Origin of the sequence: Streptomyces sp. NPDC048288 (genome assembly GCF_043201555.1) — a bacterium.
GTDB lineage: Bacteria > Actinomycetota > Actinomycetes > Streptomycetales > Streptomycetaceae > Streptomyces.
Genome location: NZ_JBICZD010000015.1, coordinates 174806 through 198367, shown reverse-complemented (window position 1 = coordinate 198367; position 23562 = coordinate 174806). Strand labels below are relative to the sequence as shown.

Below are 23562 nucleotides of genomic sequence, written 5' to 3'. Positions count from 1 at the left end.
GCCGCCGAGGGCCGGCGGGCCGGGGCTCTGTCGAATTCGCACGTTTGGCCGTACGCTGTCAATTCATAAGGATTCGGCAGCAATTGGGGGAGCCGCCATGTCCGGGGACACGTACGGTCCGTACCAGGGACCGCCGGATCAGGGACCACCTCAGGGCCAGGGGGGCCCGGACCAAGGGGCGCCGCACCAGGGCGCCCCGGGGCAGGGCGGATCACCCGGCCAGGGGTTCGCGTACCAAGGGTTTCCACCCCCGGGGCAGGGGTTCCCGCCCCCGGGTTCCTTCGTCCCGCCGATGCCGGCCGCCCCGCCGCCCGCGCCGCCGGACGCCCTGCGGGCGGTCGCGGTGGCCCTCCTCAACCTGAGCGGACTCGGTCTCGGTTATCTGCTCGTCCGAAGATGGCTCCCGATGGCCGTGTGCCTGGCGGCGACCGTCGTCCTGCTGCTCGTCGCCCTGCCCGCGGACGCCGACGGCGTGCCCGGAGCCGCGCTCGTCCTCTACCTCGTGTTCCTGCTGCTGGCCGCCCTGCACGGCGCGTTCGTCGGCCTGCGCACCCGCCTGGTGTGGCCGGGGCAGCAGCCCGTCGCACTCCTGCTGGGCCTCGTCCTGCTGGCCGTCCCGGTCGGCGGCGCCCTCTGGTACGACAGCGCGCGGCAGGAAGCCGTCGAACGCGCGCTCCTGGACCGTCTCGACACCGCCGACCAGCAGGTCACGGCGGCGGGCAAGGAGGGCTTCGCCGCCGCCAAGTCCGAGTACCAGGACGCCCTGGCCGTCTACCGCGACCTCGTCGTCCACCACTCCGGCTCCCGCGCCGCCGCCCAGGTCCCCGACCGGCTGAAGACCTACTACACGACGGTCGGCGCGGCCTACAGCCACAACGACTACTGCACGGCCGTGGAACCGCTGAAGTACCTGCGGACGGTGCCCGACTCGATGCCGAAGGACCAGCTCGGTTCGCTCGCCGACTGGCCCGACGACCGGCTGGCCACCTCGCTGTACGAGTGCGGAGCGGGCGCCCTGACCGACGGCGGCACCGACTGGGTCACGCAATTCGGCGACCTGCTGGGCACCTTCCCCGAGTCCGACCAGGCCGACAAGGTCGTACCCGCCGTCGACGCGGCCGAGAAGAAGGCGGCCAAGGCCGTCTCCGGCAGCGACCCCTGCACCGCCGTCACCCGGCTGCACACCCTCAACACCCAGATCATCCAGCTGTCGAACGACGCGAGCGGCCAGTCCGACGGCCTGACCAAGGTCGCGGCCCGGGCCGACAGCAGCGGTGACGCGGGCGCGTACGAGTGCGGCGTCAAGCAGTACCAGGACGGCGACTTCGAGCAGGCACAGGAGACCATGCAGCAGTTCGTCACCGACAACCCGCACCACAAGAACCGCGACCGCGCCCGCAAGATCGCGATCGGCGCCGAGGTCGCCCAGACGCTCCCGGCCGCCGGCAAGAAGCTGCCCACCACCGCGGGCGGCGGCGGCATCTCCGTGACCGTCAAGAACGACAGCCCCGACGAGATCACCGTGCTCTACACCGGCCCGGTCACCGGCAGCTTCACCCTGAAGGCGTGCGGGAGTTGCAAGGCCTACTCGTTCGCCAGCTCGCTCATCTCCGGATGGGAACCCTGTAGCGACAGCGGCAAGAACTACCCGCAGCGCACGATCAGCCTCCCGCCCGGCACCACCTACTTCGTGCACAAACCGAAGAACGACAGCACGGCCACCCCGGGATCCGACACCGCCAAACTCCGCTACGGCTACATCTACACCGAGTGCGCCTACACGACGCAGTCACTGGGGTCCAGCTACTGAGCGCGGTGCGAGGCTGTCGGTCCCGGCAACTAAGCTCCCGCGCATGAACGACGAGGGCAGGGACAACCCCGCGAGACGGGTCGTCGACGGGCGGTTCGAGCTGCGGGCACGGCTCGGTGGCGGCGGCATGGGCATGGTCTGGCGCGCCACCGACCTGGTGCTGCACCGCAGTGTGGCCGTCAAGGAGGTACGGCCGGCCGACCCCGGGCTCGCCGAGTACGACCCGGAGGCCGCGCGGCTGCTGCGGGAGCGGGTGCTCCGGGAGGCCCGGGCACTGGCCCGGGTCGACCATCCCAACGTGGTGACGATCTCACATCGTCGACGGCGGACCGGGCACCTACCCGTGGATCGTCATGGAACTCGTCACCGGCGGCTCCCTGGCGGACCGTCTCGCCCGCGGTCCGATGAACCCCGTCGAGGCCGCGCGCATCGGCCGCGAGGTGCTGGCCGCCCTCCGGGCCGCCCACGAGGCCGGTATCGAGCACCGCGACGTGAAGCCCGCCAACGTCCTGATGCGCCCCGACGGCCGCCCGGTGCTCACCGACTTCGGTATCGCCGCCGTCCGTGAGGCCACCGCCCTCACCGCCACCGGGTCGGTCATCGGCACCCCCGACTACATGGCCCCCGAACGGGTCTCCGGCAAGGACGGCGGTCCGGCCGCCGACCTGTGGTCGCTCGCGATGATGCTGTACGTGGCCGTCGAGGGCCACCATCCGCTGCGCCGGGGCACCACCCTCGCGACGCTCGCCGCCGTCCTCTCCGACGACATACCGCCGCCGGCCAACGCGGGCCCCCTCACGGACGTCCTCAACCGCGTCCTGGTCCGCGACCCGCAGGCCCGCCCGGACGTCCGGCAACTGGACCGCATGCTGGCCGACGCCGCCCGCCAGACCCAGACCCAGGCCCAGCCCCAGGCCGAGACCACCCCCACGTCCTTCCCGCTCCAGCCCCCGGTGGCGCCGCCCCAGGACACCACCGGACCGCAGCACATGGGCCCGACCGCTCCCGTGCCGGTCGCTCCCCGCCGCCGCTGGACCCTCTTCGTCCTGCCCACCGCCGGAGTGGCCCTCGCGGGCACGCTCCTGTGGACCCAGCTGCCGGGATCGGGCACCCACGACTCCCCGTCCGGCGGCTCCACCGGCACGACCTCGCCCTCGACCGCTGCCACCGGCTCTCCCACGGCGACGGGCACGGACTCGGGCTCGGGGGAGACCACCACCACGACCGACCTGCTGACCCCGCAGGGCATCCGCACCGCGATCGCCGCCTTCAAGAAGAAGACCGGCCGGGACCGTTTCGGCAAGCTCGCCGTCTACCCGGACTACGTCATCGCCTATGTGATGGTGAAGGGCAGCAACAGCGCGTACGACAGCTACACCTACCGCGCGGGTCAGGGCGTGGAGGAGGACATCATCAAGGGCAGCGGTCTCTTTGCCGACGAGAAGCCCGTCCGCCTTGACGGCTTCGACTGGGACAAGGTCCCCTCGCTGCTGGCCCAGGCGAAGAAGAAGCTCAACGTGCCCAACGTGAACACCCGTTACCTGCTCGTGGACCTCCCGGGCAACGCCTTCGGCGACCCCGCCGGGATGTCCGTCTACCTCAGCAACGAGTACAGCCAGAGCGGCTACCTGCAGACGGACGCGAAGGGCAAGCTCGTCCGGGTGGTGGCGAACGAGGACTGAGAGCCGGCGGCCGTGCGAGCAGGCGTCAGCGGCGTTCAGCTTAGGTTGCAGGTCCAAGGGCATCTCCGGGGGCGGGGCGTCGGTATACGGTCCGTAGCGCTCGTCCCGACAGAAGTGGCTCACGTCAACGGAGATTCCGGCCGAAGCATGCCGCGCAGGCGCCGCGCGGTCGTGCGGCGGGATCGACATGACGGGGGCCGCGCTGTCGGCCCGGCGGCAGAGCCGCGTCCGCCGCCGATGTATGTCGCCCTGTCACTCCACTGCTTCGAGGTGCCCTGTGGCCATGCCTTCTCCTGCCTCGTCCCCGTCCGCGCCGCCCGACACGGGCACCGGCAACCGGCACACCACGGCCACCATCGTGCTGGCCTGCCTCGGGGTGTTCGTCTCCTATCTGCCGGTCGTCGGGGTCTCCGTCGCGCTTCCGGTCATGCAACAGGCCCTCGACGCCTCCACCGTCGGGCTCCAGTGGATCACCGACGCCTTCATCCTGCCGACCGCGGCGCTGCTGCTGACCTGCGGCATGGTGGGTGACCTGTACGGCCGTAAGAAGACGTACCTGGCCGGGCTGGTGCTGTTCTGCCTCGGCTGCCTGGTGTGCCTCACCGCCGGCAGCGTCGTCCAGGTCTGCGTGGGCCAGGCGCTCACCGGCGTCGGCACCGCCGCCCTGCTGCCCTCCACCCTCGCGCTGATCGGGCATGTCTGCCCGGACCCGCGCAGGCGAGCCCGCGCGATAGCCCTGTGGACGGCCGCCCTCGGCCTCGGACTCACCCTCGGCCCGGTGGTCAACGGCCTGATCGTGGAGCACGCGAGCTGGCGCTGGATCTTCCTGCCCTCGCTCGTCGTCGCCGTCGCGACCGCCGTGATCGGCGCCGCCCTGCTGACCGACTCCCGGGCCGAGCGCGAGCGTCACCTGGACGTTCCCGGGCAGTTGCTGGCCGTCGTCGCCATCACCGGGCTCGTCTACGGCGTCATCGAGGGCGGCAGCGACGGGTGGTCGTCGGCGCAGGCCGTGATCGCGTTCGTGGCCGCCGCTCTCGGCGCCGTCGGCTTCGTCGTGGTGGAACTCCGTTCGGCCTGCCCGATGCTGGACATGCGCCTGTTCAAGTCGGCGGCGTTCTCGGGCGCGGCGGTCGTCATGGCCGTCACCCTGTTCGCCCAGGTCGGCCTGGTCTTCGCGCTCAGCGAGTACTTCGGGCTCGTGCACCACGCCTCGACGCTGGACATCGGCATCCGGCTCATCGCCATCAACGGCTTCACGGTGGTGCTCGGCCCGCTCGTCGGGCGGCTGATGAACCGGGTCACGCCCGGACTGCTGCTGGTCACCGGCCTGGTGGTCGGCGGGATCGGCGCCCTCCTGGTGAACGCCTTCCAGGCCGACACCGGCACCGGTGAGGCCGCCCTGGTCATCGGCGTGCTCGGGATCGGCATCGCGCTCGCCATGGCACCGATCACCACCATCGCCATGAACGCCCTGCCGCACCGGCTCGGCGGCACCGCCGCCGCGGCCAACAGCGCGCTCCGCCAGATCGGCAGCGCCCTCGGCCCCGCCGTCTTCGGCGTCGTCCTCACCCACCGCACCCTGGCCACCCTGCCCGGACACCTCGCCTCGTCCGGGCTGAGCCCCGCCGACCAGGGTCAGGTGAGCGGGCTGGTCTCGCACGTCGGCATCCAGGCCGGGGCGTTCCTGCAGCTGAAGACCCCGCAGAGCACCGGACAGGCCCAGAGCGCCTACGGCGCGAGCTTCACCGACGCCCTGCACACCTGCGCCCTCGTCGGCGGCATCGGGATGCTGGTGGCCGCGGTGATCGCCGTGGCGCTGATCGGGATCCGCCCGGCGCGGGCCCCGCGGCCGGCGACGGAAACGGCGCCGCACCCGGCCGGGGCCGCGGGCTGACGTACGACAGGCAGCGGCCGGCCACCGAACCGTGGCCGGCCGCTCCGCCCGTCAGCGCGCGAGCAGCTCCAGCGTGTCGATCACGCGGTTGGAGAAGCCCCACTCGTTGTCGTACCAGGCGACCACCTTCACGTGCCGGCCGTCGACACGGGTCAGGGCCGAGTCGAAGATCGACGAGGCCGGGTTGCCCGTGATGTCCGAGGACACCAGCGCGTCCTCCGAGTACTCGAGGACGCCCGCGAGCGGCCCGTCCGCCGCCGCGCGGTACGCGGCCAGCACGTCGTCACGGGTCACGTCACGGGAGACCGTCGTGTTCAGCTCGACGATCGAGCCCACCGGCACCGGCACCCGGATCGAGTCGCCGGACAGCCTGCCGTCGAGGTTCGGCAGCACCAGGCCGATCGCCTTGGCGGCGCCCGTCGTCGTCGGCACGATGTTGACCCCCGCGGCCCGGGCGCGCCGCGGGTCGCGGTGCGGGCCGTCCTGGAGGTTCTGCTCCTGGGTGTACGCGTGCACCGTCGTCATGAACCCGTGCTCGATCCCGGCGAGTTCGTCGAGGACGGCGGCCAGCGGCGCGAGCGCGTTGGTCGTGCAGGAGGCGTTGGAGACGACCGTGTGCGTCTGCGGGTCGTACGCGTCGGTGTTCACGCCGTACGCGAGCGTGACGTCGGCACCGTCCGACGGCGCGCTGACCAGCACCTTCCGCGCACCCGCGTCGAGGTGGGCGCGGGCGGCCTTCGCCGACGTGAAGCGGCCGGTCGACTCCAGCGCGAGGTCCACGCCGAGCTCGGCCCACGGCAGCTGCGCCGGATCGCGTTCGGCGAGCACCTTGATACGGCGGCCGTCGACGACGAGGACGTCCCCGTCGACGCTCACCGGACGTCCCAGCCGGCCCGCCGTCGAGTCGAAGGCGAGCAGCCGCGCGAGCGCGGTGGGCTCGGTGAGGTCGTTGACGGCGACGACCTCCAGGTCGCTGTCCCGCTCCAGCAGAGCGCGCAGCACATTGCGTCCGATGCGGCCGAATCCGTTGATGGCGATACGAGTCATGAATGGCGTCCCTTCGCTACACCCCCAGGTTCGCGGCCCGCGTCCGGCGGCGACAGCGGCGAGATCGCCATGGTTCGAAAGGATTCCGCCAGCAGTCGCCGGAGACCTCGCCGCACGTGGGGCGCCCGGCCGTCGCTACTCGCCCTTGGTGAACGTGCGCCGGTAGTCGCTCGGTGTCGTCCCGAGGATCCGCTGGAAGTGCAGCCGCAGGTTGGCGCCGGTGCCGAGGCCGACGTCGTCGGCGATCTGCTCGACGCTCCGCTCCGAGCGCTCCAGCAACTCCCGCGCCAGGTCGATGCGGGCCCGCATCACCCACTGCATCGGCGTGTACCCGGTGTCCTCGGCGAAGCGCCGGGAGAAGGTGCGCGCCGAGACCCCCGCGTGCCGGGCGAGCGCGTCGAGGGTGAGCGGTCCGTCCAGCCGATGCAGGGCCCATTCGCGGGTCGCGGCGAACCGCTCACCCAGCGGCTCGGGCACACTGCGCGGCACGTACTGCGCCTGACCGCCGCTGCGATAGGGCGCCGCGACCAGCCGCCGGGCCGCGTGGTTGGACGCGGCGACCCCGAGGTCACCGCGCAGGATGTGCAGGCACAGGTCGATGCCCGAGGCGGCACCGGCCGACGTCAGCACACTGCCCTCGTCGACGAACAGCACGTTCTCGTCGACCTTGACCAGCGGATGCCTCTCGGCGAGCGCCCGCGTGTAGTGCCAGTGCGTCGTGGCCCGCCGCCCGTCGAGCAGCCCGGTCGCGGCGAGCGCGAAGGCCCCGGTGGAGATCGCGGCCAGCCGCGCACCCCGCGCGTGCGCGGCCAGCAGCGCGTCCACGACGGCCGGCGGCGGGTCCTCCCGGTCCGGGAACCGGTACCCGGGCACGAACACGATCTCCGCCCACTGCAGCGCGTCGAGGCCGTGGGCGACGTGGTACGACAGCCCGTCGCCACCGGTGACCAGACCGGGCGCCGCCCCGCACACCCGTACCTCGTACGGCATGCTCGCCCGGGTCGTGAACACCTGCGCCGGGATCCCGACGTCCAGGGGCTTCGCCCCCTCCAGCACCAGGACGGCGACGCGATGCAGACGGGAGGCAGGCACACCGCACAGGGTACGAGCCCGTGACCGGCACCGGCGTCCGACGCGGTCGCTCACTCGGTGGCGGTGCCGCCGGATTCCTGTGCGGCCATGACCTCGTCGCCGTGCGCGAAGGCCCAGGCTCCGACGGCGTCGATGGGGCCCAGCAACGACCGTCCGAGAGCGGTGAGCCGGTACTCCACGCGCGGCGGTGCCCCGGGGAACGACCGGCGCGTCACCAGACCGTTGAACTGCAGGCGCCGCAGGGTCTCGGTGAGCACCTTGGAGCTGATGCCCCCGATCCGCTCCCGCAGTTCGAGCGGGCGCCTCGGCCCGTCCCGCAGGGCCCAGAGCACCACGGCGTTCCAGGTGTGCGAGAGCAGGTCGAAGGCGAGGCGGGCGCGGCAGTCGGCGAGGAAGGCGTCGGTCGTCACGTACCAGATGGTGCCCGACGGGCTGCGTAGCGTCGGTGCGAACGACTCAAGCAGGCCTGGAGAAGGAGCGGTTGATGCGGATCGGCGTACTGGGGACGGGCAACATGGCGGACGCCCTCGCCACCCACTGGGCGCGGGCCGGGCACCAGGTCACCGTCGGAGGACGGGACATCGGCAGGGCCGAACGGCTCGCGGCGCGGATCGGGGCCGGCATCCGGGCCGCCGGTCCGCGCGCGGCGGCCGAGTCCGGTCCCGTGGTGCTGGCCGCACTGCCCTTCGCGGCGGGCGCGGCCGTGGTGGGGGAGTTGCGGGCGGCCCTCGACGGGAGGACGGTGATCGACTGCTCCAATCCGGTCGGCGCGGGATTCCGGCTGCTGACGGAGGGCGGTGCGTCGGCGGCGCGGCGACTGGCCGCGGCGGCGCCGGGAGCCCATGTGGTCAAGGCGTTCAATCTCTGCCACGAGGACGTGTGGCGCATGCGGCCACCGGTCTTCGACGGGCGGCCGCTGGCCGTTCCGCTCTGCGGGGACGACGAGGAGGCGCTCGCGCGGGTGGGCCGGCTGGTGCGGGACGTGGGCTGCGCACCGCTGGCCGCCGGTGGTCTCGACCGGGCGGGGCTCCTGGAGGCGGCCGCCGCGCTGTACATCGGGCTGTGGGTCGGCGAGGGAGCGGACGTCCAGGCCATGGCGCCACCGCTGGCGTACGCGGCCGGTCCCCGGACATGACCGCCGGGGCCGCCGGGAGCGTCGCGCCAGCCGGGTCCGTCGCGCCTGCCGGGACCCGTTCGGGTGTACCCCGATCCGCGGTGATTGCGGCCGGGCGGCGGGCCCGGATGATGGAGTCATGCCTGGAGCGGACGTCGAGGTGCCGGTGCTGATCGTCGGCGGTGGGCCGGTCGGGCTCACCGCCCGGGCGTTGCTGGACCGCTGGGGCGTGCCGACCCTGCTGGTCGAGAAGCATCGCGAGCTGTCCCCGTTCCCCCGGTCCCGGCTGGTCAACGTGCGCTCGATGGAGATCTTCCGGCAGCTCGGGATCGCCGACCGGATCGCGGCCGACGCGTTCGCGCCCGAGTACGGCCGGGTCCGGTTCCGCGACACCCTGTACGACCCCGACTTCGCCACCGCCGCGATGGTCGGCGTGCACGCGCCGGTGCCCGAGAGCCCGGTCGTCGGCACGCTCACCTCGCAGGACCGGCTGGAGCCCGTCCTGCTCTCGGCGGCCGGGGGAGACGTACGGTTCGGAGCCGAACTCGTCGGCCTGGAGGAGGAATCCGAGGGTGTCCTCGCCCTGGTCGCCGACCGGGAACGCGGCACCCGCACCCGTGTCCGCGCCCGGTACGTGCTCGCCGCCGACGGCGCGAACTCCACCGTCCGCGAGCGGCTGGGCATCGGCAGCACCGGTCCCGGAGCGCTCGGCAGCTTCACCACCGTCGTCTTCGACGCCGACCTGGCCCGCTGGTGCGCGGACCAGCCCGCCGGGGTCTACTTCACGGCGTTCGGCACCTTCACCCCGCTCTACCCCGACGGCGGCTGGGCCTGGTTCGGCGCCACGCCCGGCGACGCCGAGCACGCCGACTGGTCCGGCCTCGTCTCCCGGGCCCTCGGCCCCGGCGCCGACGTACGGGCCGACGTGGTACGGGTCCAGCACTGGTCGATGTCCGCGTCCGTGGCCGAGCGCTTCGCCCGGGGCCGGGTCCTGCTGGCCGGCGACGCCGCGCACGCGGTCCCCCCGATCGGCGGCCTGGGCATGAACGTCGGCGTCGCCGACGCCCACAACCTCTGCTGGAAACTGGCCGGCGTGCTCCAGGGCTGGGCCGCACCGGCCCTGCTGGAAACGTACGAGACGGAGCGGCTGCCCGTCGCCCGCGAGACGCTCCGCCAGGCCGTCGGGAACACCGAACTCCTCATCCAGGTGCAGAAGCTGCGCACCGAACACCTCCGCTGCGGCGCGTCGGCGTCCACACCGGTCGAACTGCCCTGGTCGGAACGGTACTTCGCGCAACTCGGCCTGGTGCTCGGCGTGGCCTACCGCTCCGCTGCCGTCCTGGCCGACCACGCCGGCCCGCCCGACCCCTGCGGCACCGAGTACGTCCCCACCGCGCTGCCGGGCCACCGCATGCCCCACCACTGGCTCGGCCCGGACCGCTCGACGCTCGACGCCTGCGGCGAGTGGTTCACCCTGCTCACCCCGGACCCGGCCCGCTGGGAACAACAGGGCACCGCCCGCTGGCCGTTGCGGGTCGAGGCCCTGCCGGGGGAGCACGCCGGCCCGGACCGCCCGAGCCCGCGCGGCGGCGCCCTCCTCGTCCGCCCGGACGGCCACATCGCCGCCCGCTGGGACGAACCCCCGTCGAACGGCACCACCCTCCGGCACGCCCTGACCGCCCTCACCTCGCACGCGCCGGCCGGCTGACCTGAAGGACCTGAGGCGCGATCAGGCTCCGGCCGAGGCGCGGGGCGGGGCGGTGCTGGCCCGGATCACCAGGTGGGCCGGGACGAGATCGGTGCCGGGGCGGGAGTCGTCGCGGGTGCGGATCTGACGCAGGACGCCCTGCACGCAGCGGCGGCCGACCTCGGCGAAGTCCTGGTGGACGGTGGTGAGGGGCGGGATGAAGAAGGCCGCGTCGGGGGTGTCGTCGAAGCCGACCACACTGATGTCCGCCGGTACGGACCGGCCCCGCTCGTGGAAGGCGCGCAGCAGCCCCAGGGCCATCTGGTCGTTGGACGCGAACACGGCGGTGCAGCCCGGCTCTTCGGCGAGCGCCAGTCCGGCCGCGTAACCCGACTCGGCCGACCAGTCACCGCGCAGCGGCGCCGGGACCGGGCGCCCGGCCTCCTCCAGTACGGCCCGCCAGGCCTGGGTGCGGCGCTCGCCCGCGTACGACGTCCCGGGACCGGACACGTGCCACACGGTCCGGTGTCCCAGCTCCAGCAGATGCCGTACGGCCTTGCGGGCGCCGTCGGCCTGGTCGGTGTCGACCACGCTGTAGCGGTCCCCGGCATCCGAGTCCACCACCACGACATGGACGCCGGGCGGCAGTTGGACCGTACCGCTGTCGAGCAGGTGGATCTCCATGATGACGATGACGGCGTCCACGGCCAGCTCGCCCATCCGCGTGAAGGCGCCGAGCACGTTGTCCTGGGTGGCCACGTCGATGGGGATGAGGGTGATCGCGTACCCCTCGGCCGCGGCATGCGTGGCGATCGCCTCCACGGTACGGCTGCTGCCCGTGGAGGCCAGGCTGAACAGGATCACGCCGATGGTGTTGAACTGGCCGTAACGCAGGGCGCGCGCCGCGCTGTTGGGCCGGTAGCCCAGCTCGCGCATCGCGGCGAGCACCTGCTCCCGGGTGGCGGCGATCACCCCCGGATGGCCGTTGGAGACCCGCGAGACGGTCTGCGAGGAGACCCCGGCGAGTTCGGCGACATCGGCCATGGAGACCCGCTGCTTGCGGCGCCCGCCGGGCACCCCGGACCCGCTGCGCCGCGCACTGCCCGCGGCCGGCGGCACCCACTGCTCCGGCTCGTTCAGCTCCATCGCCCCACCCCTCAATTCTCCTTCATGCACGGGAAGTCGGGACCGGAAACCTTGACGGCCGCAGGGGCGGATGCCACGATTCCGACGCTTTCGAGTTTACGTAAACATCGCCGTGTGACCAGCCCCGACGGAGATCCCGTCGCAGCGTCGCGCAGCGGATGTTCACGTAAACACACCGCGTCGATGTTTACGTGAACACGTGGTCCGGGGCCGTCGGGCCCCTGCGTCGAGCCGCCGTCTCCTGAAAGGGCACGTTGATGCGCAAGACCCCCGCCAGAACCCGTATCACCCCCCGTACCCGCGCCGCCCTCGCGGCGGTCGCGATCGCCGCGGTGGGCGCCACCACCCTCACCGGCAGCCCGGCCTCCGCCGCCGTCCCGGGCCACGGCACCAGCCAGTTCAAGGGCGTCAACTGGGCCGACCCGCGCGACAACTACGCCGACGACCCGGTGGTCCTCTCCGGCCTGTCGCTCTCCGACAGCTACACCCAGACCTACGCCAAGGCGACCCGGGTGATCGCGGCGTTCCGCGCCAACCTCGGGGCCAACACCGTACGGCTGCCCATCAACCCGTACACGGTGAACGGCTCGTACTGGAAGTCGTACCGCGGGGTCATCGACGCGGCCTCCGCCCAGGGCTTCAAGGTGATCGTCTCCTACTGGGAGGGCACCGGCGCCAACAAGGACGGCTTCATCGACGACGAGGCCACCTACTGGCCCATGTGGAACACGGTCGTCAAGGCCTACCGGCACGACCCGCACGTCTACTTCGAGCCGATGAACGAGCCGCACGGCTACACCGACGCCGAATGGGCCGACCTCGCCGCCAAGTGGCTGGCGACCTACCCGTCCGTCCCGCACAACCGGGTCTTCGTCTCCGGCGCCGGCTACAACGACCACGTCACCACCGTCTGCGCCGACCCGCGCCTGAAGGGCACCTACCTCTCCCTGCACCACTACGGGTTCTGGAAGAGCTACGCCACCTACGACCAGTGGGCGGCCGACCTCAAGGAGCGCCTCGGCGACTGCGCGGGACGCACCGTCGCCGACGAGTTCGGTGCCCCGATGACCACGGGCCTCGACTACAACAAGCCCGCGCCGGACGACAACTCCGTCAACTTCATCCAGGCCGACACCGACGTGTTCCGCGAGCTCGGCATGGGCTCGGTGTACTGGCCGGGCCTGCGCACCGACGACACGTACTCGATCCAGAAGCTGATCGGCGACGCGTCCCGCCCCTGGCTGGCCACCACCAACCAGTCCGGCGCCGACCGCCTCGCCTGGGCGTGGGGCCGTGGCAGGCCGGTGAGCGGCTGACCGGTTCCCGGAGGGCCGCGGCGCACCACGGGCGCCGCGGCCCGGTGCCGGTCAGGGCGGCTCATGCCCCCTGGAGCCGGCGCAGGTAGGTCAGACCGGGGCGGCCCGAGAGCAGGATCTCGCCGGTGACGGTGAAGCCGTTGCGGTCCAGTACGGTCCGGGACGCCGCGTTCTCCTGCCGCGCGGCGGCCCGCAGCGCGGTCAGTCCGTAGCCGTCGGCGGCGAGTCGGCAGATCTCCCGCACGGCCGAGGTGGCCAGCCCGCGCCCGGCGGCGCGCTCCGCGATCCGGTAGCCCAGATCGGCCGCGCCGTCCGCCACGTCCACCAGGTTGATCCGCCCCAGCACCGCGCCCGCCGCGTCGACCAGCACATGGAAGTAGCAGACCCCGGCCTCCTGTTCGGCCAGCCGCGCGCGGTGGATCTCGTCGAACCGGGCGAAGTAGTCGTCGCCGCGATCGGGGATCACCGCCGCGAAATAGGCGCGGTTCTCCCGCTCGAAGGCGAGGAGCGCGGGGGTGTGGTCCGCTCGGAGCAACTGGAGCTCGGGCATGGGGAGGACGGTAGGCACCCCGGCCCGCCGCCCGCCAGTGGATTAGGACCTGCGCAGGTCCCTGACCCGGCGGAGCTTGCCGAGGGAGCGCTCCAGGGTCTCCGGGTCGACCACGTCGACCTCGACGCTGACCCCGACGCCGTCCTTGACGCCCTGGGCGATGGTCCGGGCGGCGGCCGCGCGGTCGGCGGGGCCGGCGTCGGGCCGGGCCTCCACGCGGACGGTCATGTGGTCCATCCGTTCCTTCCGGCTGATCTGGATCTGGAAGTGCGGGGTCACGCCCGGCGTGCGCAGCACGATCTCCTCCACCTGGCTGGGGAAGACGTTGACCCCGCGCAGGATGATCATGTCGTCGGAGCGGCCGGTGATCTTCTCGATACGGCGGAACCCGGGGCGTGCGGTGCCCGGCAGCAGCCGCGTCAGGTCACGGGTGCGGTAGCGGACGACGGGCAGCGCCTCCTTGGTGAGCGAGGTGAAGACCAGTTCCCCGCTCTCGCCGGCGGCCAGCACCTCGTCGCCCAGCGGGTCCACGACCTCGGGGTAGAAGTGGTCCTCCCAGACGTGCAGCCCGTCCTTGGTGTCCACGCACTCCTGCGCCACCCCGGGTCCGATCACCTCGGACAGCCCGTATATGTCGACCGCGTGGATGTCGAGCCGCTCCTCGATCTCGCGGCGCATCTCCTCCGTCCAGGGCTCGGCACCGAAGATGCCCACCTTCAGGGAGGTGGAGCGCGGGTCGATGCCCTGGCGCTCGAACTCGTCGAGCAGGGTCAGCATGTAGGAGGGCGTGACCATGATGATCTCGGGCCGGAAGTCCTGGATGATCTGCACCTGGCGCGCGGTCATCCCGCCGGACGCGGGGATCACCGTGCAGCCGGCGCGCTCGGCGCCGTAGTGGGCGCCCAGGCCGCCGGTGAACAGCCCGTAGCCGTAGGAGACATGGACCTTGTGCCCGGGGCGGCCGCCGGCGGCCCGGATGGAGCGGGCGACGACGTCCGCCCACATCGACAGGTCGTTGTCGGTGTAACCCACCACGGTGGGGCGGCCGGTGGTGCCGCTGGAGGCGTGCACCCGCCGTACCTCGGACATCGGTACGGCGAACATGCCGAAGGGGTAGGTGTCCCGCAGGTCGGCCTTGGTCGTGAAGGGGAAGCGGGCGAGGTCGGCGAGGGTGTGGCAGTCGTCGGGGCGCACACCGGCCGCGTCGAACTTCTCGCGGTACAGCTCGACGTTGTCGTACGCGTGCCGCAGTGTCGCGCGGAGCCGGGTGAGCTGGAGCGCCTGGAGCTCCGCGCGGGACATCCGCTCGGCGTCGTCCAGCAGTGCCTCGGGGAGCGGCTCTCCCCGGCGAGTGCCCCTGGGCTCGGGCGCGATCACTTCGCTGCTCATTGCGGCTCCTCCTTCTTCGTGCGCAGGGTGCGACTGCGGCCGCGGAACTCCGCGATCACCTCGTCGCCGCGCACGACCCTCACGTCGTAGACACCGCTGCGGCCGAACCGGACGCGCTCCCGCGCGGTGGCGACCAGGACGTCTCCCTCGTACGCCGGGGCGATGAAGTCGATGTCGGCGCCGGCGGCGACGGTCACGGGGCCGTGGCTGTTGCAGGCGTAGGCGAACGCCGAGTCGGCGAGCAGGAACACATAGCCGCCGTGGGCGATCCGGTGTCCGTTGACCTGGGAGGCGGACACGGTCATCCGCAGGACGGCGGTCCCCTCGCCGTGCTCCAGCAACTCGATGCCCAGCCGCCGGGACGCCTCGTCCGCGGCGAACATCGTTTCGACGGGGCCAGGTGTCGTACCCGGTACCTGGGTCGTCATTTCCACCACCTTGTGAACCGACCGAACATTCGGTTAGCGTGCGGCGTGGTCAAGTAATCCAGCAAGGCCCCCGCATGTCAAGAGGGGGAACGGGGCCGTCGAAAGGCGCGCGCGGGGTGCCGTCCACCCCTGAGCCGAGGAGGCTGTCCGATGTCCGACGACGTGTTCCTGATCGACGGGGCCCGCACCCCGCAGGGCCGCTACGGCGGTGCCCTGGCCGCGGTGCGCCCCGACGACCTCGCCGCCCTCGTCGTCGGTGAGGCCGTCCGCCGTGCCGGTGTGCCCGGTGCGGCCGTGGACGAGGTCGTGCTGGGGGCCGCCAACCAGGCGGGCGAGGACAACCGGGACGTGGCCCGGATGGCGGTGCTGCTCGCCGGGCTGCCGCACACCGTGCCCGGCTACACCGTCAACCGCCTGTGCGCCTCGGGCCTGACCGCCGTGGCCTCGGCGGCCCAGTCGATCCGCGCGGGGGAGGCGGAGCTGGTGGTCGCCGGGGGAGTGGAGTCCATGACCCGGGCGCCCTGGGTGATGGAGAAGCCCGGCACCCCGTGGGCCAAGCCCGGTCAGGTGCACGACACCGCCCTGGGCTGGCGGTTCACCAACCCGCGCTTCACCGCCGCCGACCGTGCCGTGCCCGCGGACGCCGGACCGGGGGTGGTGCGGGTCACCCTCTCCATGGGCGAGACCGCGGAGGAGGCCGCGGCCCTGGACGGCATCACCCGCGCCGACTCCGACGCCTTCGCCCTGCGCAGCCACCAGCGGGCCGTGGCCGCCCAGGAGGCGGGCCGCTTCGACCGCGAGATCGTGCCGGTCCCGGTGCGCGACGGCGAGGTGGCCCGGGACGAGGGCCCCCGTCCCGCCACCACCCTGGAGAAGCTGGGCTCCCTGCGGACCGTCTTCCGCGCGGACGGCATCGTCACGGCCGGCTCGTCCTCGCCGCTGTCCGACGGCGCGGCGGCCCTGGTGGTCGCCGGTGCCGAGGCGGTGGAGCGGTACGGCCTCACGCCCCGGGCCCGGATCGTCGCCTCCGCCTCCGCCGGGGTCCAGCCCCACCTCATGGGCCTCGGCCCGGTCCCCGCCACCGAGAAGGCCCTCGCCCGGGCCGGCTGGCAGAGCGGCGACCTGGACGCCGTGGAACTCAACGAGGCGTTCGCCGCCCAGGCCCTCGCCGTCATCCGCCGGCTCAAGCTCGACGAGGGCCGGGTCAACGCCGACGGCGGCGCCATCGCCCTGGGGCATCCGCTCGGCTGCTCCGGCGCCCGCATCCTGCTGACCCTCCTCGGCCGCCTGGAGCGGGAGAACGGCCGCCGCGGCCTTGCCACGCTCTGCGTGGGCGTCGGCCAGGGTGTCGCCCTGCTGGTGGAGCGGGTGTGACCGGCTCCCCGGAGTGCGAGACGCTGCTGGTGCAGGAGCGGGCCGACCGGGTCGTCGTCACTCTGCACCGCCCCGAGGCCCGCAACACCATCAGCGGCCGGATGATCACCGAACTGCACCAGGTGTGCGAGCGGCTGGAGACCGAACCCGGGCTGCTGCTCCCGACCGGCCACGGCGGGGTCTTCGCGGGCGGCGCCGACATCGCCCGGTGACCGCGGCGGGGCGGCCGCCCTTCCGCGTGACCTGGTCGGGCGCGGCCCTTGCCAGATCGGGGAGGGAGCACCTTATGATGAACCGAACGAATGGTCGGTTGGGAGTTGGTGGAGATGACTGAAGCGGCCGGAAGGGACGCCGAGCACGCGCTGGAGTCCCACTTCGAGGCGACGATCGCGCGGGACCAGCGGATCGAGCCGCGTGACTGGATGCCGGAGGGCTACCGCAGGACGCTGGTCCGGCAGATCGCCCAGCACGCGCACTCGGAGATCATCGGCATGCAGCCGGAAGGCGAGTGGATCACCAGGGCGCCGTCGCTGCGCCGCAAGGCGATCCTGTTCGCCAAGGTCCAGGACGAGGCCGGTCACGGCCTGTACCTGTACTCGGCCGCCGAGACCCTGGGCGCCGACCGCGCGGACCTCACCGAGCGCCTGGTCGAAGGCCGCCAGAAGTACTCGTCGATCTTCAACTACCCGACGCTCAGCTTCGCGGACGTCGGCGTCATCGGCTGGTTCGTGGACGGCGCCGCCATCTGCAACCAGGTGCCGCTGTGCCGCAGCTCCTACGGCCCCTACGCGCGGGCGATGGTCCGGATCTGCAAGGAGGAGTCCTTCCACCAGCGGCAGGGCTACGAACTGCTGATGACCATGATGCGCGGCACCGACGCCCAGCGGGAGATGGTCCAGGACGCCGTGGACCGCTGGTGGTGGCCGTCCCTGATGATGTTCGGACCGCCCGACGACGACTCGCCCAACTCGGCGCAGTCGATGGCCTGGAAGATCAAGCGGCACAGCAACGACGAGCTGCGCCGCCGCTTCGTCGACATGACCGTGCCCCAGGCGGCCCGGCTCGGCGTGACCCTGCCCGACCCCGAGCTGCGCTGGAACGAGGAGCGCGGCCACCACGACTTCGGCACCCCCGACTTCTCCGAGCTCAAGGAAGTCATCAGCGGCAACGGCCCCTGTAACGCGCAGCGGACGGAACGCCGACGCACCGCCCACGAGGAGGGTGCCTGGGTGCGTGCGGCCGCCGGCGCCCACGCCGCCAAGCAGGCCGCCCGGGCACGCGAGGAGGCTGTGGCATGAGCGACACCGGGAACTGGCCGCTGTACGAGATCTTCGTCCGGGGCAAGCGCGGCCTCAACCACGTCCACGTCGGCTCGCTGCACGCGGCCGACGACCAGATGGCCCTCACCCACGCCCGCGATCTGTACACCCGGCGCAACGAGGGCGTCAGCATCTGGGCCGTGCGCTCGGACCGCATCGCCGCCTCCACCCGGGACGAGAAGGACCCCTTCTTCGACCCGAGCGCCGACAAGGTCTACCGGCACCCGACGTTCTACGACATCCCCGACGATGTCCCGCACATCTAGGAGCCGGTGATGAGCGACGACGACCACGTCTACCTGAGCCTGGCCGAGGGCCACGACGACGGCGACGCCCGCTGGGCGTTCGGGACCGGCTTCGAGGACCCGCTGCACGGTGTCGACACCACCGTGCCCGAGGGCGTCGACGCCACCGCGCTGGCCGCCCTGTGCCTGGCGCTCGGCGACGACGCCCTGGTCCTGGCCCAGCGGCTCGCCGAGTGGGTCACCCTCGCCCCCGAACTGGAGGAGGAGGTGGCGCTGGCCAACATCGGGCTCGACCTGCTCGGCCAGGCCCGCCTGCTCTACTCCCGCTGCGGCCAGACGGACGGCACCGGCCGCACGGAGGACGCCTACGCCTACTTCCGCGGCCCCGCCGACTTCCGCAACGTGACCCTCGCCGAACTCCCCAACGGCGACTTCGCCTTCTCCGTCCTGCGGCTCCTGGTCTTCGCCAGCTGGCGCCTGGCCCACTTCACCGAACTGGCCGCCGCACCCGACCCGGTGCTCGCGGCGATCGCCGCCAAGGGCGTCAAGGAACTCACCTACCACCGGCAGTACGCCGCCGAGTGGGTCGTACGCCTGGGCGACGGCACCGAGGAGTCCCACGCGCGCATGCTGACGGCCCTGGAAGCGCAGTCTCCCCACTGGGCGGAGCTGTTCGCCGCACAGGACGTCCGCGAGGCGGTCCAGGCGGACCTCCGGCAGGTCCTCGACGCCGCCGGACTGCCCCTGCCGCACCCCGCGCCCCGGCCCGGCGACGGCCGCGACGGCGACCACACCGAGCACCTCGCCCCGCTCCTCGCCGAACTGCAGAGCGTGGCCCGCGCCCACCCGGAGGCGACGTGGTGACCACCGTGCTGTCCGACCTCCGGCGGGCCCGGCACCTCGCCGAACAGGTCCCCGACCCCGAACTTCCCATGCTCACCCTCGCCGACCTCGGGGTGCTGCGCGAGGTCGCCGTCGAGGCCGACGGCACGGTGGTCGCGAGCCTCACCCCGACCTACTCCGGCTGCCCCGCCATGGCCGAGATGCGCGCCGGGGTCGCCGCGCGGCTGCGGGACGCCGGCTTCGCCCGGGTGGAGATCCGCACGGTCCTGGACCCGCCGTGGACCAGCGACTGGATCACCCCCGACGGACGCCGCAAGCTCGCCGAACACGGCATCGCCCCGCCGATGACGGCGCCCCGGCACCCGGCCGGTCCCGTCCCGCTGACCCTGTCGCCCACCCGGCGCACGGTCGCGTGCCCGCGCTGCGGATCGGCCGACACCGAGGAGACCTCCCGCTTCGCGGCCACCTCCTGCAAGGCGCTGTGGCGGTGCCTCAGCTGCCGCGAGCCGTTCGAGTACGTCAAGGAGATCTGATGGCAGAGCTGACGGCACCGACCGCCGGTGCCCCCGCGACGACGGCACGGCGCCGCCGCCCGGCCTTCCATCCCCTGCGCGTCGCCGCGGTGCAGCGGCTGTGCGAGGACGCCGTGGCGGTGACCTTCGACGTCCCCGCGGCCCTCACCGAGGAGTTCGCCTTCGGCCCCGGACAGTCGCTGACCCTCCGCCGCGAGGTCGGCGGACGGGACGAACGGCGCTCGTACTCGATCTGCTCGCCGGCCGGCGCACCGCCCCGCATCGGCGTCCGCGAGGTGCCCGGCGGACTCTTCTCCTCCTGGCTGGTCCACGAGGTACGCCCGGGCGACACCGTCCAGGTCATGCCACCGACCGGGGCCTTCACCCCCGACCTCACGGTGCCCGGCCACCATGTGCTGATCGCGGCCGGCTCGGGCATCACCCCCATGATGTCCATCGCCGAGTCGGTCCTGGCCGCCGACGACCGCTCGCGGGTCACCCTGTTCTACGGCAACCGGCGCACCGACACCGTGATGTTCGCCGACGAACTGGCCGACCTGAAGGACGAGTACCGCGCCCGCTTCCACCTCGCCCATGTGCTGTCCCGCGAACCCCGCGAGGCCGACCTGCTCTCCGGCCGCCTCGACGGCGACCGGCTCGGCGCGCTGATCGAGGGGCTGATCGACGTCCCGTCCGCCGACCACTGGTGGCTGTGCGGCCCGCACGGGATGGTCCGCGACGCCCAACAGCTCCTGGCCGCGCTGGGCGTGCCCGGCGGCCGGGTCCACCAGGAACTCTTCTACGCCGACGAGCCGATCGAACCCCTCCGGCACGAGGACGCGGTGGCCACGGGCCCGGCCAGCGAGGTCACCGTCACCCTGGACGGCCGCTCCACCACCGCCCGGCTGCCGCGCGGCACCACACTCCTCGACTCCGCCGCCCGCATCCGCCCGGACCTCCCCTTCGCCTGCAAGGGCGGCGTGTGCGGCACCTGCCGTGCGCGCATCACCGACGGCGAGGCCGACATGCGCCGCAACTACGCCCTCGAACCGGCCGAGGTGGCCGCCGGGTACGTGCTGACCTGCCAGTCGTACCCGGTCTCCGAGAAGCTGACGGTCGACTTCGACAGCTGACCGGCCGTGCCCCGGCGGGCGGGCGCGGGAAATGCGTCGCGTCCCACGCGGGCCAACCGTTAACCTCCGCAAGAGAATGGGTGTTCGGCTCACCCCGCGGCCGCCAGCCGGGAGGTCCGTCCGCTCAGCGCCGCCGAGAACCGGTCGGTGACCTCGGCCAGCGCCGTCGCCGAGGCGGGCGCCACGGTCAGCCTGCCGTCGGGGTCCGTCGTGATGTCCTTGTCGAGCGTGAACCAGCCCGGCACGATGTGCGCGGCGCCCATCGAACTGAGCACGGGACGCAGGGCGTAGTCGATGGCCAGGACATGTGCCGTGCTGCCGCCGGTGGCCAGCGGCAGCACGGTCTTGCCGGCCAGCGCGTACTGCGGGAGCAGGTCGAGGAGGGACTTGAGGAGGCCCGAGTAGGCCGCTTTGTAGATCGGCGTGCCGATCACCACGCCCTCGGCCCGTTCGAACAGCGCGGCGACCTCGACGACGGCCGGGTGCGCGAAGTCCGCGCCCAGCAGGGCCTGCGCGGGCAGGGTCCGCACATCGAGCGGGATCACCTCGTGGCCCTGTGCGGCCAGTCGGCGGTCCAGGTGACGCAGGAGCCGCGCGGTGCGCGAGGTGGCGGACGGGCTTCCGGAGACGGACAGGACAGTGGCCATGAGGGCGGGCCCTTCCAGGGTCGGGACGGAGAGGTCGGGGTCAGTGGGCGGGGGTGCCGACGGCGCTCACCACGCGCTCGACGCGACCGCGATCGCCGGGACGAGGTCGTTGCGCAGCGCCTCCAGGAAGGTGACGACCTCCCCCGCCACCGAACGGTGCTGGAGATCGTTCAGCACGTCGTGGTGGCCGCCCCGGACGACCGCGAGACGGGTCCGCGGCCAGGCCTTGACCGCCCGGTCCAGAAGCTCGCGGTCCGCGAGCGGATCGGCGTCACCGGTCAACAGCAGCGCCGGTACGGCGACTTCACCCTCGTACGCCGCTGTCAGCAGCGCCTCGGCCACCGGCCCGTCGAGTGCTCCCCGGCGGAAGCGGGAGTCGTCGGTGAGCCGGGCGCGGTGCGTCGGGCACGAGGTGCGGACGTCGAGTTCCTCGTCCCAGGTGCCGCCGCCGGGGCGCGCCTCGGAGCGGCCGGGAAGGCCGGCGAGGACGACGGCGTCCGGCCGCGCGTCCCCCGCTGCCCCCGGCAGGCCCAGCAGCGCGGCGATCGCCAGCGCACCGGTGTCCGCCCCGGCCAGGACGAGGGGGCGTACGACCCCCTCGGCGCCGTCGGGCGCGGTGCCCCCGGCGGCTTCGGCGAGAGCGGCGCCGAAGTCGGCCAGGGCGGCGGGCAGGTCGTCGGCGTCGAGGTCCGGGGCGTCGACCACCCGGACCCGGTAGGCGTCGACCGCGAGTCGCCTGCCGAGCCGTTCGTAGGTGGCCCGGGTCTCGCCCCGGCCCGGCACGAGGAGGACGGTGCCGCGGGTGGCCAGACCGGAGGGGGCGTGGTGGTCGGTGTACTCGGGTGTGCTCATGGGGTCGCTCCGGAGGTCGGTGGTGGCGCCGCACGCTCGGCGGGCGGCCACGGACGGGCACTTGGGGACGGGGCGGGGGCGTTCACCGTGGGCCGGTCGCCCGCGCACTCAGTCGTTCGCGAGCGCGCGCTCGCGGGTGTGACGGTTGACGGGGACCGGCAGGCCGAGGTTGCCGCGCAGGGTGTCGGCGGCGTACTCGGTACGGAACACGCCGCGCTTCTGGAGCAGCGGGACCACGCCGTCCACGAAGAGTTCGAGGTCCTCCTCGGTACGGAAGGCGAGGTTGATGCCGTCGAAGGTGCCCGCGGCGAACCAGCGCTCGACGGCGTCCGCGACGGTCTCCGGCGCGCCGACGAACGGCGAGCGGCGGAACTCGTTGGCGGACTCCGCGACCTGGCGGAGCGTCAGCCGCTCGGTGCGGGCCCGCTCGACGACCTGCGCCGCGCTGGTGCGGCCGCCCTTCTCCGCGAGGTGCGCGATGTCCGGGAACGGCCCGTCCAGGTCATGGCCGCTGAAGTCGTAGGCGCCGAACGACCGGCCCAGCAGCGCCAGGTTGCGTTCGAGGTCGTTGTCCTCCTCGAAGATCTCCCGCTCCCGGCGCCGGGCCGCCTCGTCGGTGGCGGCGACGACCGGGCCGCCGTGGATGAAGATCTTGATGTGCTCGGGGTCGCGGCCGTAGGCGGCGGTACGGCGCTTGATGTCGGCGTAGTACTCCCGCGCCTGCTCCAGCGAACCGCCCGGCGCGTAGATGCCCTCGGCGACCCGCGCGGCGAGATCCCGGCCCTCCTCGGAGACACCGGCCTGGAAGATCACCGGCTGTCCCTGCGGCGAGCGGGACAGGTTGAGCGGGCCCGCGATCCTGAAGTGCTCGCCCTCGTGGTTGAGTTCGTGCAGCTTGCCCGGGTCCAGGAACAGGTTGCGCGCGACGTCGGCGGGGAAGGCGTCGTCCTCGTAGGAGTCCCACAGCCCGCGCGCCACCTCCACGAACTCCAGGGCGCGGCCGTAGCGGGTGGCGTAGTCGAGGTGCTCGTCGAGGCCGTAGTTCTTCGACGTGCCGGTGTCGAAGCTCGTGACCACGTTCCAGCCGGCCCGGCCGCCGCTGATGTGGTCCAGCGAGGCGAACCGGCGGGCCAGGTTGAAGGGCGAGTTGTAGGTCGAACTGGCCGTGCCCACCAGGCCGATGTGCCGGGTGTGGGTGGCGACCGCCGACAACAGGGTCAGCGGCTCCAGGCGGTTGAGGTAGTGCGCCGGGTAGGTGGCGTTGATGAACTGGCTGTCCACGATGAACAGGGCGTCGAACAGGGCGTGTTCGGCGGCCTGCGCCTGCCGGATGTAGTAGCCGATGTCGATGCTGGCGTTCTTCGCGATCCGGTCGTCCTTCCACAGGCCGTGCTGGCCGGGGCCGCCGACGCCGTACGGGTGCAGCGCGAGGTGGATCTTGCGGGACATGGACGGTCCTTTCCGAGGGGGCTGGGCGAGGGT

The 23562-nt window shown here is 72.8% G+C and carries 21 protein-coding genes and 2 pseudogenes; 13 read left to right on the top strand and 10 right to left on the bottom strand.

Annotated features, from left to right (window positions below):
- The first annotated feature begins 292 nt into the window (after positions 1–292).
- The 3 genes and pseudogenes from ACGFZS_RS41535 (at position 293) to ACGFZS_RS41525 (ending at position 5386) form a co-directional block, all read left to right on the top strand.
- The gene (locus ACGFZS_RS41535) at positions 293–1810 is read left to right on the top strand and encodes a hypothetical protein (protein ID WP_393799507.1); all 1518 of its coding nucleotides are present in this window, start codon (positions 293–295) and stop codon (positions 1808–1810) included.
- Between the two features lie 43 nt (positions 1811–1853).
- Positions 1854–3492 (top strand): annotated as a pseudogene (locus ACGFZS_RS41530) (protein kinase).
- A 283-nt stretch (positions 3493–3775) separates the two neighbouring features.
- Positions 3776–5386, top strand: coding sequence for an MFS transporter (locus ACGFZS_RS41525; protein ID WP_393799506.1), 1611 nt, complete (start codon positions 3776–3778; stop codon positions 5384–5386).
- 51 nt (positions 5387–5437) lie between these two features.
- On the opposite strand, the gene gap is transcribed toward ACGFZS_RS41525, so the two are convergent.
- From gap to ACGFZS_RS41510, 3 genes are all read right to left on the bottom strand, one after another.
- Positions 5438–6433, bottom strand: a complete 996-nt coding sequence (gene gap / locus ACGFZS_RS41520; protein WP_393799505.1) for a type I glyceraldehyde-3-phosphate dehydrogenase — start codon at positions 6431–6433, stop codon at positions 5438–5440.
- A 135-nt stretch (positions 6434–6568) separates the two neighbouring features.
- The gene (locus tag ACGFZS_RS41515) at positions 6569–7525 is read right to left on the bottom strand and encodes a GlxA family transcriptional regulator (protein WP_393660894.1); all 957 of its coding nucleotides are present in this window, start codon (positions 7523–7525) and stop codon (positions 6569–6571) included.
- Between the two features lie 50 nt (positions 7526–7575).
- On the bottom strand, positions 7576–7935 hold the full coding sequence (locus ACGFZS_RS41510) for a winged helix-turn-helix transcriptional regulator (RefSeq protein ID WP_393799504.1): 360 nt from the start codon (positions 7933–7935) through the stop codon (positions 7576–7578).
- Between the two features lie 74 nt (positions 7936–8009).
- Between ACGFZS_RS41510 and ACGFZS_RS41505 the strand changes: the two genes are divergently transcribed.
- The gene (locus ACGFZS_RS41505; RefSeq protein ID WP_393799503.1) at positions 8010–8660 is read left to right on the top strand and encodes an NADPH-dependent F420 reductase; all 651 of its coding nucleotides are present in this window, start codon (positions 8010–8012) and stop codon (positions 8658–8660) included.
- A 118-nt stretch (positions 8661–8778) separates the two neighbouring features.
- Positions 8779–10347 carry an FAD-dependent monooxygenase gene (locus ACGFZS_RS41500; RefSeq protein ID WP_393799502.1) on the top strand — a complete coding sequence of 523 codons (1569 nt, stop codon included), beginning with the start codon at positions 8779–8781 and terminating at the stop codon, positions 10345–10347.
- Between the two features lie 21 nt (positions 10348–10368).
- Here ACGFZS_RS41500 and ACGFZS_RS41495 read toward each other — a convergent pair whose 3' ends face one another.
- The gene (locus ACGFZS_RS41495) at positions 10369–11472 is read right to left on the bottom strand and encodes a LacI family DNA-binding transcriptional regulator (protein WP_393799501.1); all 1104 of its coding nucleotides are present in this window, start codon (positions 11470–11472) and stop codon (positions 10369–10371) included.
- Positions 11473–11729: 257 nt separating this feature from the next.
- Here ACGFZS_RS41495 and ACGFZS_RS41490 point away from each other — a divergent pair, with 257 nt between their 5' ends.
- A complete protein-coding gene (locus tag ACGFZS_RS41490; RefSeq protein ID WP_393799500.1) occupies positions 11730–12788 on the top strand; it encodes a glycoside hydrolase family 5 protein in 1059 nt (352 codons plus the stop codon).
- A 61-nt stretch (positions 12789–12849) separates the two neighbouring features.
- Here ACGFZS_RS41490 and ACGFZS_RS41485 read toward each other — a convergent pair whose 3' ends face one another.
- From ACGFZS_RS41485 to paaI, 3 genes are read right to left on the bottom strand one after another with little or no spacing between them, the layout of a single operon-like run.
- Positions 12850–13338, bottom strand: coding sequence for a GNAT family N-acetyltransferase (locus tag ACGFZS_RS41485; protein WP_393799499.1), 489 nt, complete (start codon positions 13336–13338; stop codon positions 12850–12852).
- A gap of 42 nt (positions 13339–13380) precedes the next feature.
- A complete protein-coding gene (gene paaK, locus ACGFZS_RS41480) occupies positions 13381–14727 on the bottom strand; it encodes a phenylacetate--CoA ligase PaaK (protein ID WP_393799498.1) in 1347 nt (448 codons plus the stop codon).
- Entirely contained in the window at positions 14724–15155 is a 432-nt protein-coding gene (gene paaI / locus ACGFZS_RS41475; RefSeq protein ID WP_393799497.1) for a hydroxyphenylacetyl-CoA thioesterase PaaI, read from the bottom strand. The genes paaK and paaI overlap by 4 nt, the downstream gene beginning before the upstream one ends.
- A gap of 150 nt (positions 15156–15305) precedes the next feature.
- Between paaI and ACGFZS_RS41470 the strand changes: the two genes are divergently transcribed.
- The 7 genes and pseudogenes from ACGFZS_RS41470 to paaE all read left to right on the top strand — a co-directional run bounded on the left by ACGFZS_RS41470 (position 15306) and on the right by paaE (position 20581).
- Complete coding sequence (locus ACGFZS_RS41470) at positions 15306–16529, top strand: thiolase family protein (protein WP_393799496.1); 1224 nt, start codon at positions 15306–15308, stop codon at positions 16527–16529.
- Positions 16526–16735 (top strand): annotated as a pseudogene (locus ACGFZS_RS41465) (enoyl-CoA hydratase/isomerase family protein); the annotation flags it as partial. The gene ACGFZS_RS41470 and the pseudogene ACGFZS_RS41465, both read left to right, overlap by 4 nt.
- Before the next feature lie 120 nt (positions 16736–16855).
- Positions 16856–17827 (top strand): 1,2-phenylacetyl-CoA epoxidase subunit PaaA, encoded by a 972-nt coding sequence (gene paaA, locus ACGFZS_RS41460; protein WP_393799495.1) that lies wholly within the window; start codon positions 16856–16858, stop codon positions 17825–17827.
- Entirely contained in the window at positions 17824–18114 is a 291-nt protein-coding gene (gene paaB / locus ACGFZS_RS41455) for a 1,2-phenylacetyl-CoA epoxidase subunit PaaB (protein ID WP_355727655.1), read from the top strand. Before paaA ends, paaB begins: the two co-directional genes overlap by 4 nt.
- Positions 18115–18123: 9 nt before the next feature.
- Positions 18124–18957, top strand: coding sequence for a 1,2-phenylacetyl-CoA epoxidase subunit PaaC (paaC, locus tag ACGFZS_RS41450; protein WP_393799494.1), 834 nt, complete (start codon positions 18124–18126; stop codon positions 18955–18957).
- On the top strand, positions 18954–19469 hold the full coding sequence (gene paaD / locus ACGFZS_RS41445; protein ID WP_393799559.1) for a 1,2-phenylacetyl-CoA epoxidase subunit PaaD: 516 nt from the start codon (positions 18954–18956) through the stop codon (positions 19467–19469). Before paaC ends, paaD begins: the two co-directional genes overlap by 4 nt.
- Positions 19469–20581: a 1,2-phenylacetyl-CoA epoxidase subunit PaaE gene (gene paaE / locus ACGFZS_RS41440; RefSeq protein ID WP_393799493.1), complete on the top strand. Its 1113-nt coding sequence runs from the start codon at positions 19469–19471 to the stop codon at positions 20579–20581. The genes paaD and paaE overlap by 1 nt, the downstream gene beginning before the upstream one ends.
- A gap of 89 nt (positions 20582–20670) precedes the next feature.
- Here paaE and ssuE read toward each other — a convergent pair whose 3' ends face one another.
- The 3 genes from ssuE to ACGFZS_RS41425 all read right to left on the bottom strand — a co-directional run bounded on the left by ssuE (position 20671) and on the right by ACGFZS_RS41425 (position 23529).
- Positions 20671–21228: an NADPH-dependent FMN reductase gene (gene ssuE / locus ACGFZS_RS41435; RefSeq protein ID WP_393799492.1), complete on the bottom strand. Its 558-nt coding sequence runs from the start codon at positions 21226–21228 to the stop codon at positions 20671–20673.
- Positions 21229–21294: 66 nt separating this feature from the next.
- Positions 21295–22080, bottom strand: coding sequence for an alpha/beta hydrolase (locus ACGFZS_RS41430; RefSeq protein ID WP_393799491.1), 786 nt, complete (start codon positions 22078–22080; stop codon positions 21295–21297).
- Between the two features lie 108 nt (positions 22081–22188).
- Positions 22189–23529: an NtaA/DmoA family FMN-dependent monooxygenase gene (locus ACGFZS_RS41425; RefSeq protein ID WP_393799490.1), complete on the bottom strand. Its 1341-nt coding sequence runs from the start codon at positions 23527–23529 to the stop codon at positions 22189–22191.
- Between the last annotated feature and the right edge of the window lie 33 nt (positions 23530–23562).

What these genes read in the sequence shown, in the direction of transcription:
- paaA (WP_393799495.1), top strand. Translation starts at nt 16,856, where the DNA reads ATGACTGAAGCGGCCGGAAGGGACGCCGAGCACGCGCTGGAGTCCCAC.
- ACGFZS_RS41505 (WP_393799503.1), top strand. Translation starts at nt 8,010, where the DNA reads ATGCGGATCGGCGTACTGGGGACGGGCAACATGGCGGACGCCCTCGCC.
- ssuE (WP_393799492.1), bottom strand. Translation starts at nt 21,228, where the DNA reads ATGGCCACTGTCCTGTCCGTCTCCGGAAGCCCGTCCGCCACCTCGCGC.
- paaI (WP_393799497.1), bottom strand. Translation starts at nt 15,155, where the DNA reads ATGACGACCCAGGTACCGGGTACGACACCTGGCCCCGTCGAAACGATG.
- paaK (WP_393799498.1), bottom strand. Translation starts at nt 14,727, where the DNA reads ATGAGCAGCGAAGTGATCGCGCCCGAGCCCAGGGGCACTCGCCGGGGA.
- paaC (WP_393799494.1), top strand. Translation starts at nt 18,124, where the DNA reads ATGAGCGACGACGACCACGTCTACCTGAGCCTGGCCGAGGGCCACGAC.
- ACGFZS_RS41525 (WP_393799506.1), top strand. Translation starts at nt 3,776, where the DNA reads ATGCCTTCTCCTGCCTCGTCCCCGTCCGCGCCGCCCGACACGGGCACC.
- gap (WP_393799505.1), bottom strand. Translation starts at nt 6,433, where the DNA reads ATGACTCGTATCGCCATCAACGGATTCGGCCGCATCGGACGCAATGTG.
- ACGFZS_RS41500 (WP_393799502.1), top strand. Translation starts at nt 8,779, where the DNA reads ATGCCTGGAGCGGACGTCGAGGTGCCGGTGCTGATCGTCGGCGGTGGG.
- paaB (WP_355727655.1), top strand. Translation starts at nt 17,824, where the DNA reads ATGAGCGACACCGGGAACTGGCCGCTGTACGAGATCTTCGTCCGGGGC.
- ACGFZS_RS41495 (WP_393799501.1), bottom strand. Translation starts at nt 11,472, where the DNA reads ATGGAGCTGAACGAGCCGGAGCAGTGGGTGCCGCCGGCCGCGGGCAGT.
- ACGFZS_RS41425 (WP_393799490.1), bottom strand. Translation starts at nt 23,529, where the DNA reads ATGTCCCGCAAGATCCACCTCGCGCTGCACCCGTACGGCGTCGGCGGC.
- paaE (WP_393799493.1), top strand. Translation starts at nt 19,469, where the DNA reads ATGGCAGAGCTGACGGCACCGACCGCCGGTGCCCCCGCGACGACGGCA.
- ACGFZS_RS41535 (WP_393799507.1), top strand. Translation starts at nt 293, where the DNA reads ATGCCGGCCGCCCCGCCGCCCGCGCCGCCGGACGCCCTGCGGGCGGTC.
- ACGFZS_RS41470 (WP_393799496.1), top strand. Translation starts at nt 15,306, where the DNA reads ATGTCCGACGACGTGTTCCTGATCGACGGGGCCCGCACCCCGCAGGGC.
- ACGFZS_RS41485 (WP_393799499.1), bottom strand. Translation starts at nt 13,338, where the DNA reads ATGCCCGAGCTCCAGTTGCTCCGAGCGGACCACACCCCCGCGCTCCTC.
- ACGFZS_RS41490 (WP_393799500.1), top strand. Translation starts at nt 11,730, where the DNA reads ATGCGCAAGACCCCCGCCAGAACCCGTATCACCCCCCGTACCCGCGCC.
- ACGFZS_RS41430 (WP_393799491.1), bottom strand. Translation starts at nt 22,080, where the DNA reads ATGAGCACACCCGAGTACACCGACCACCACGCCCCCTCCGGTCTGGCC.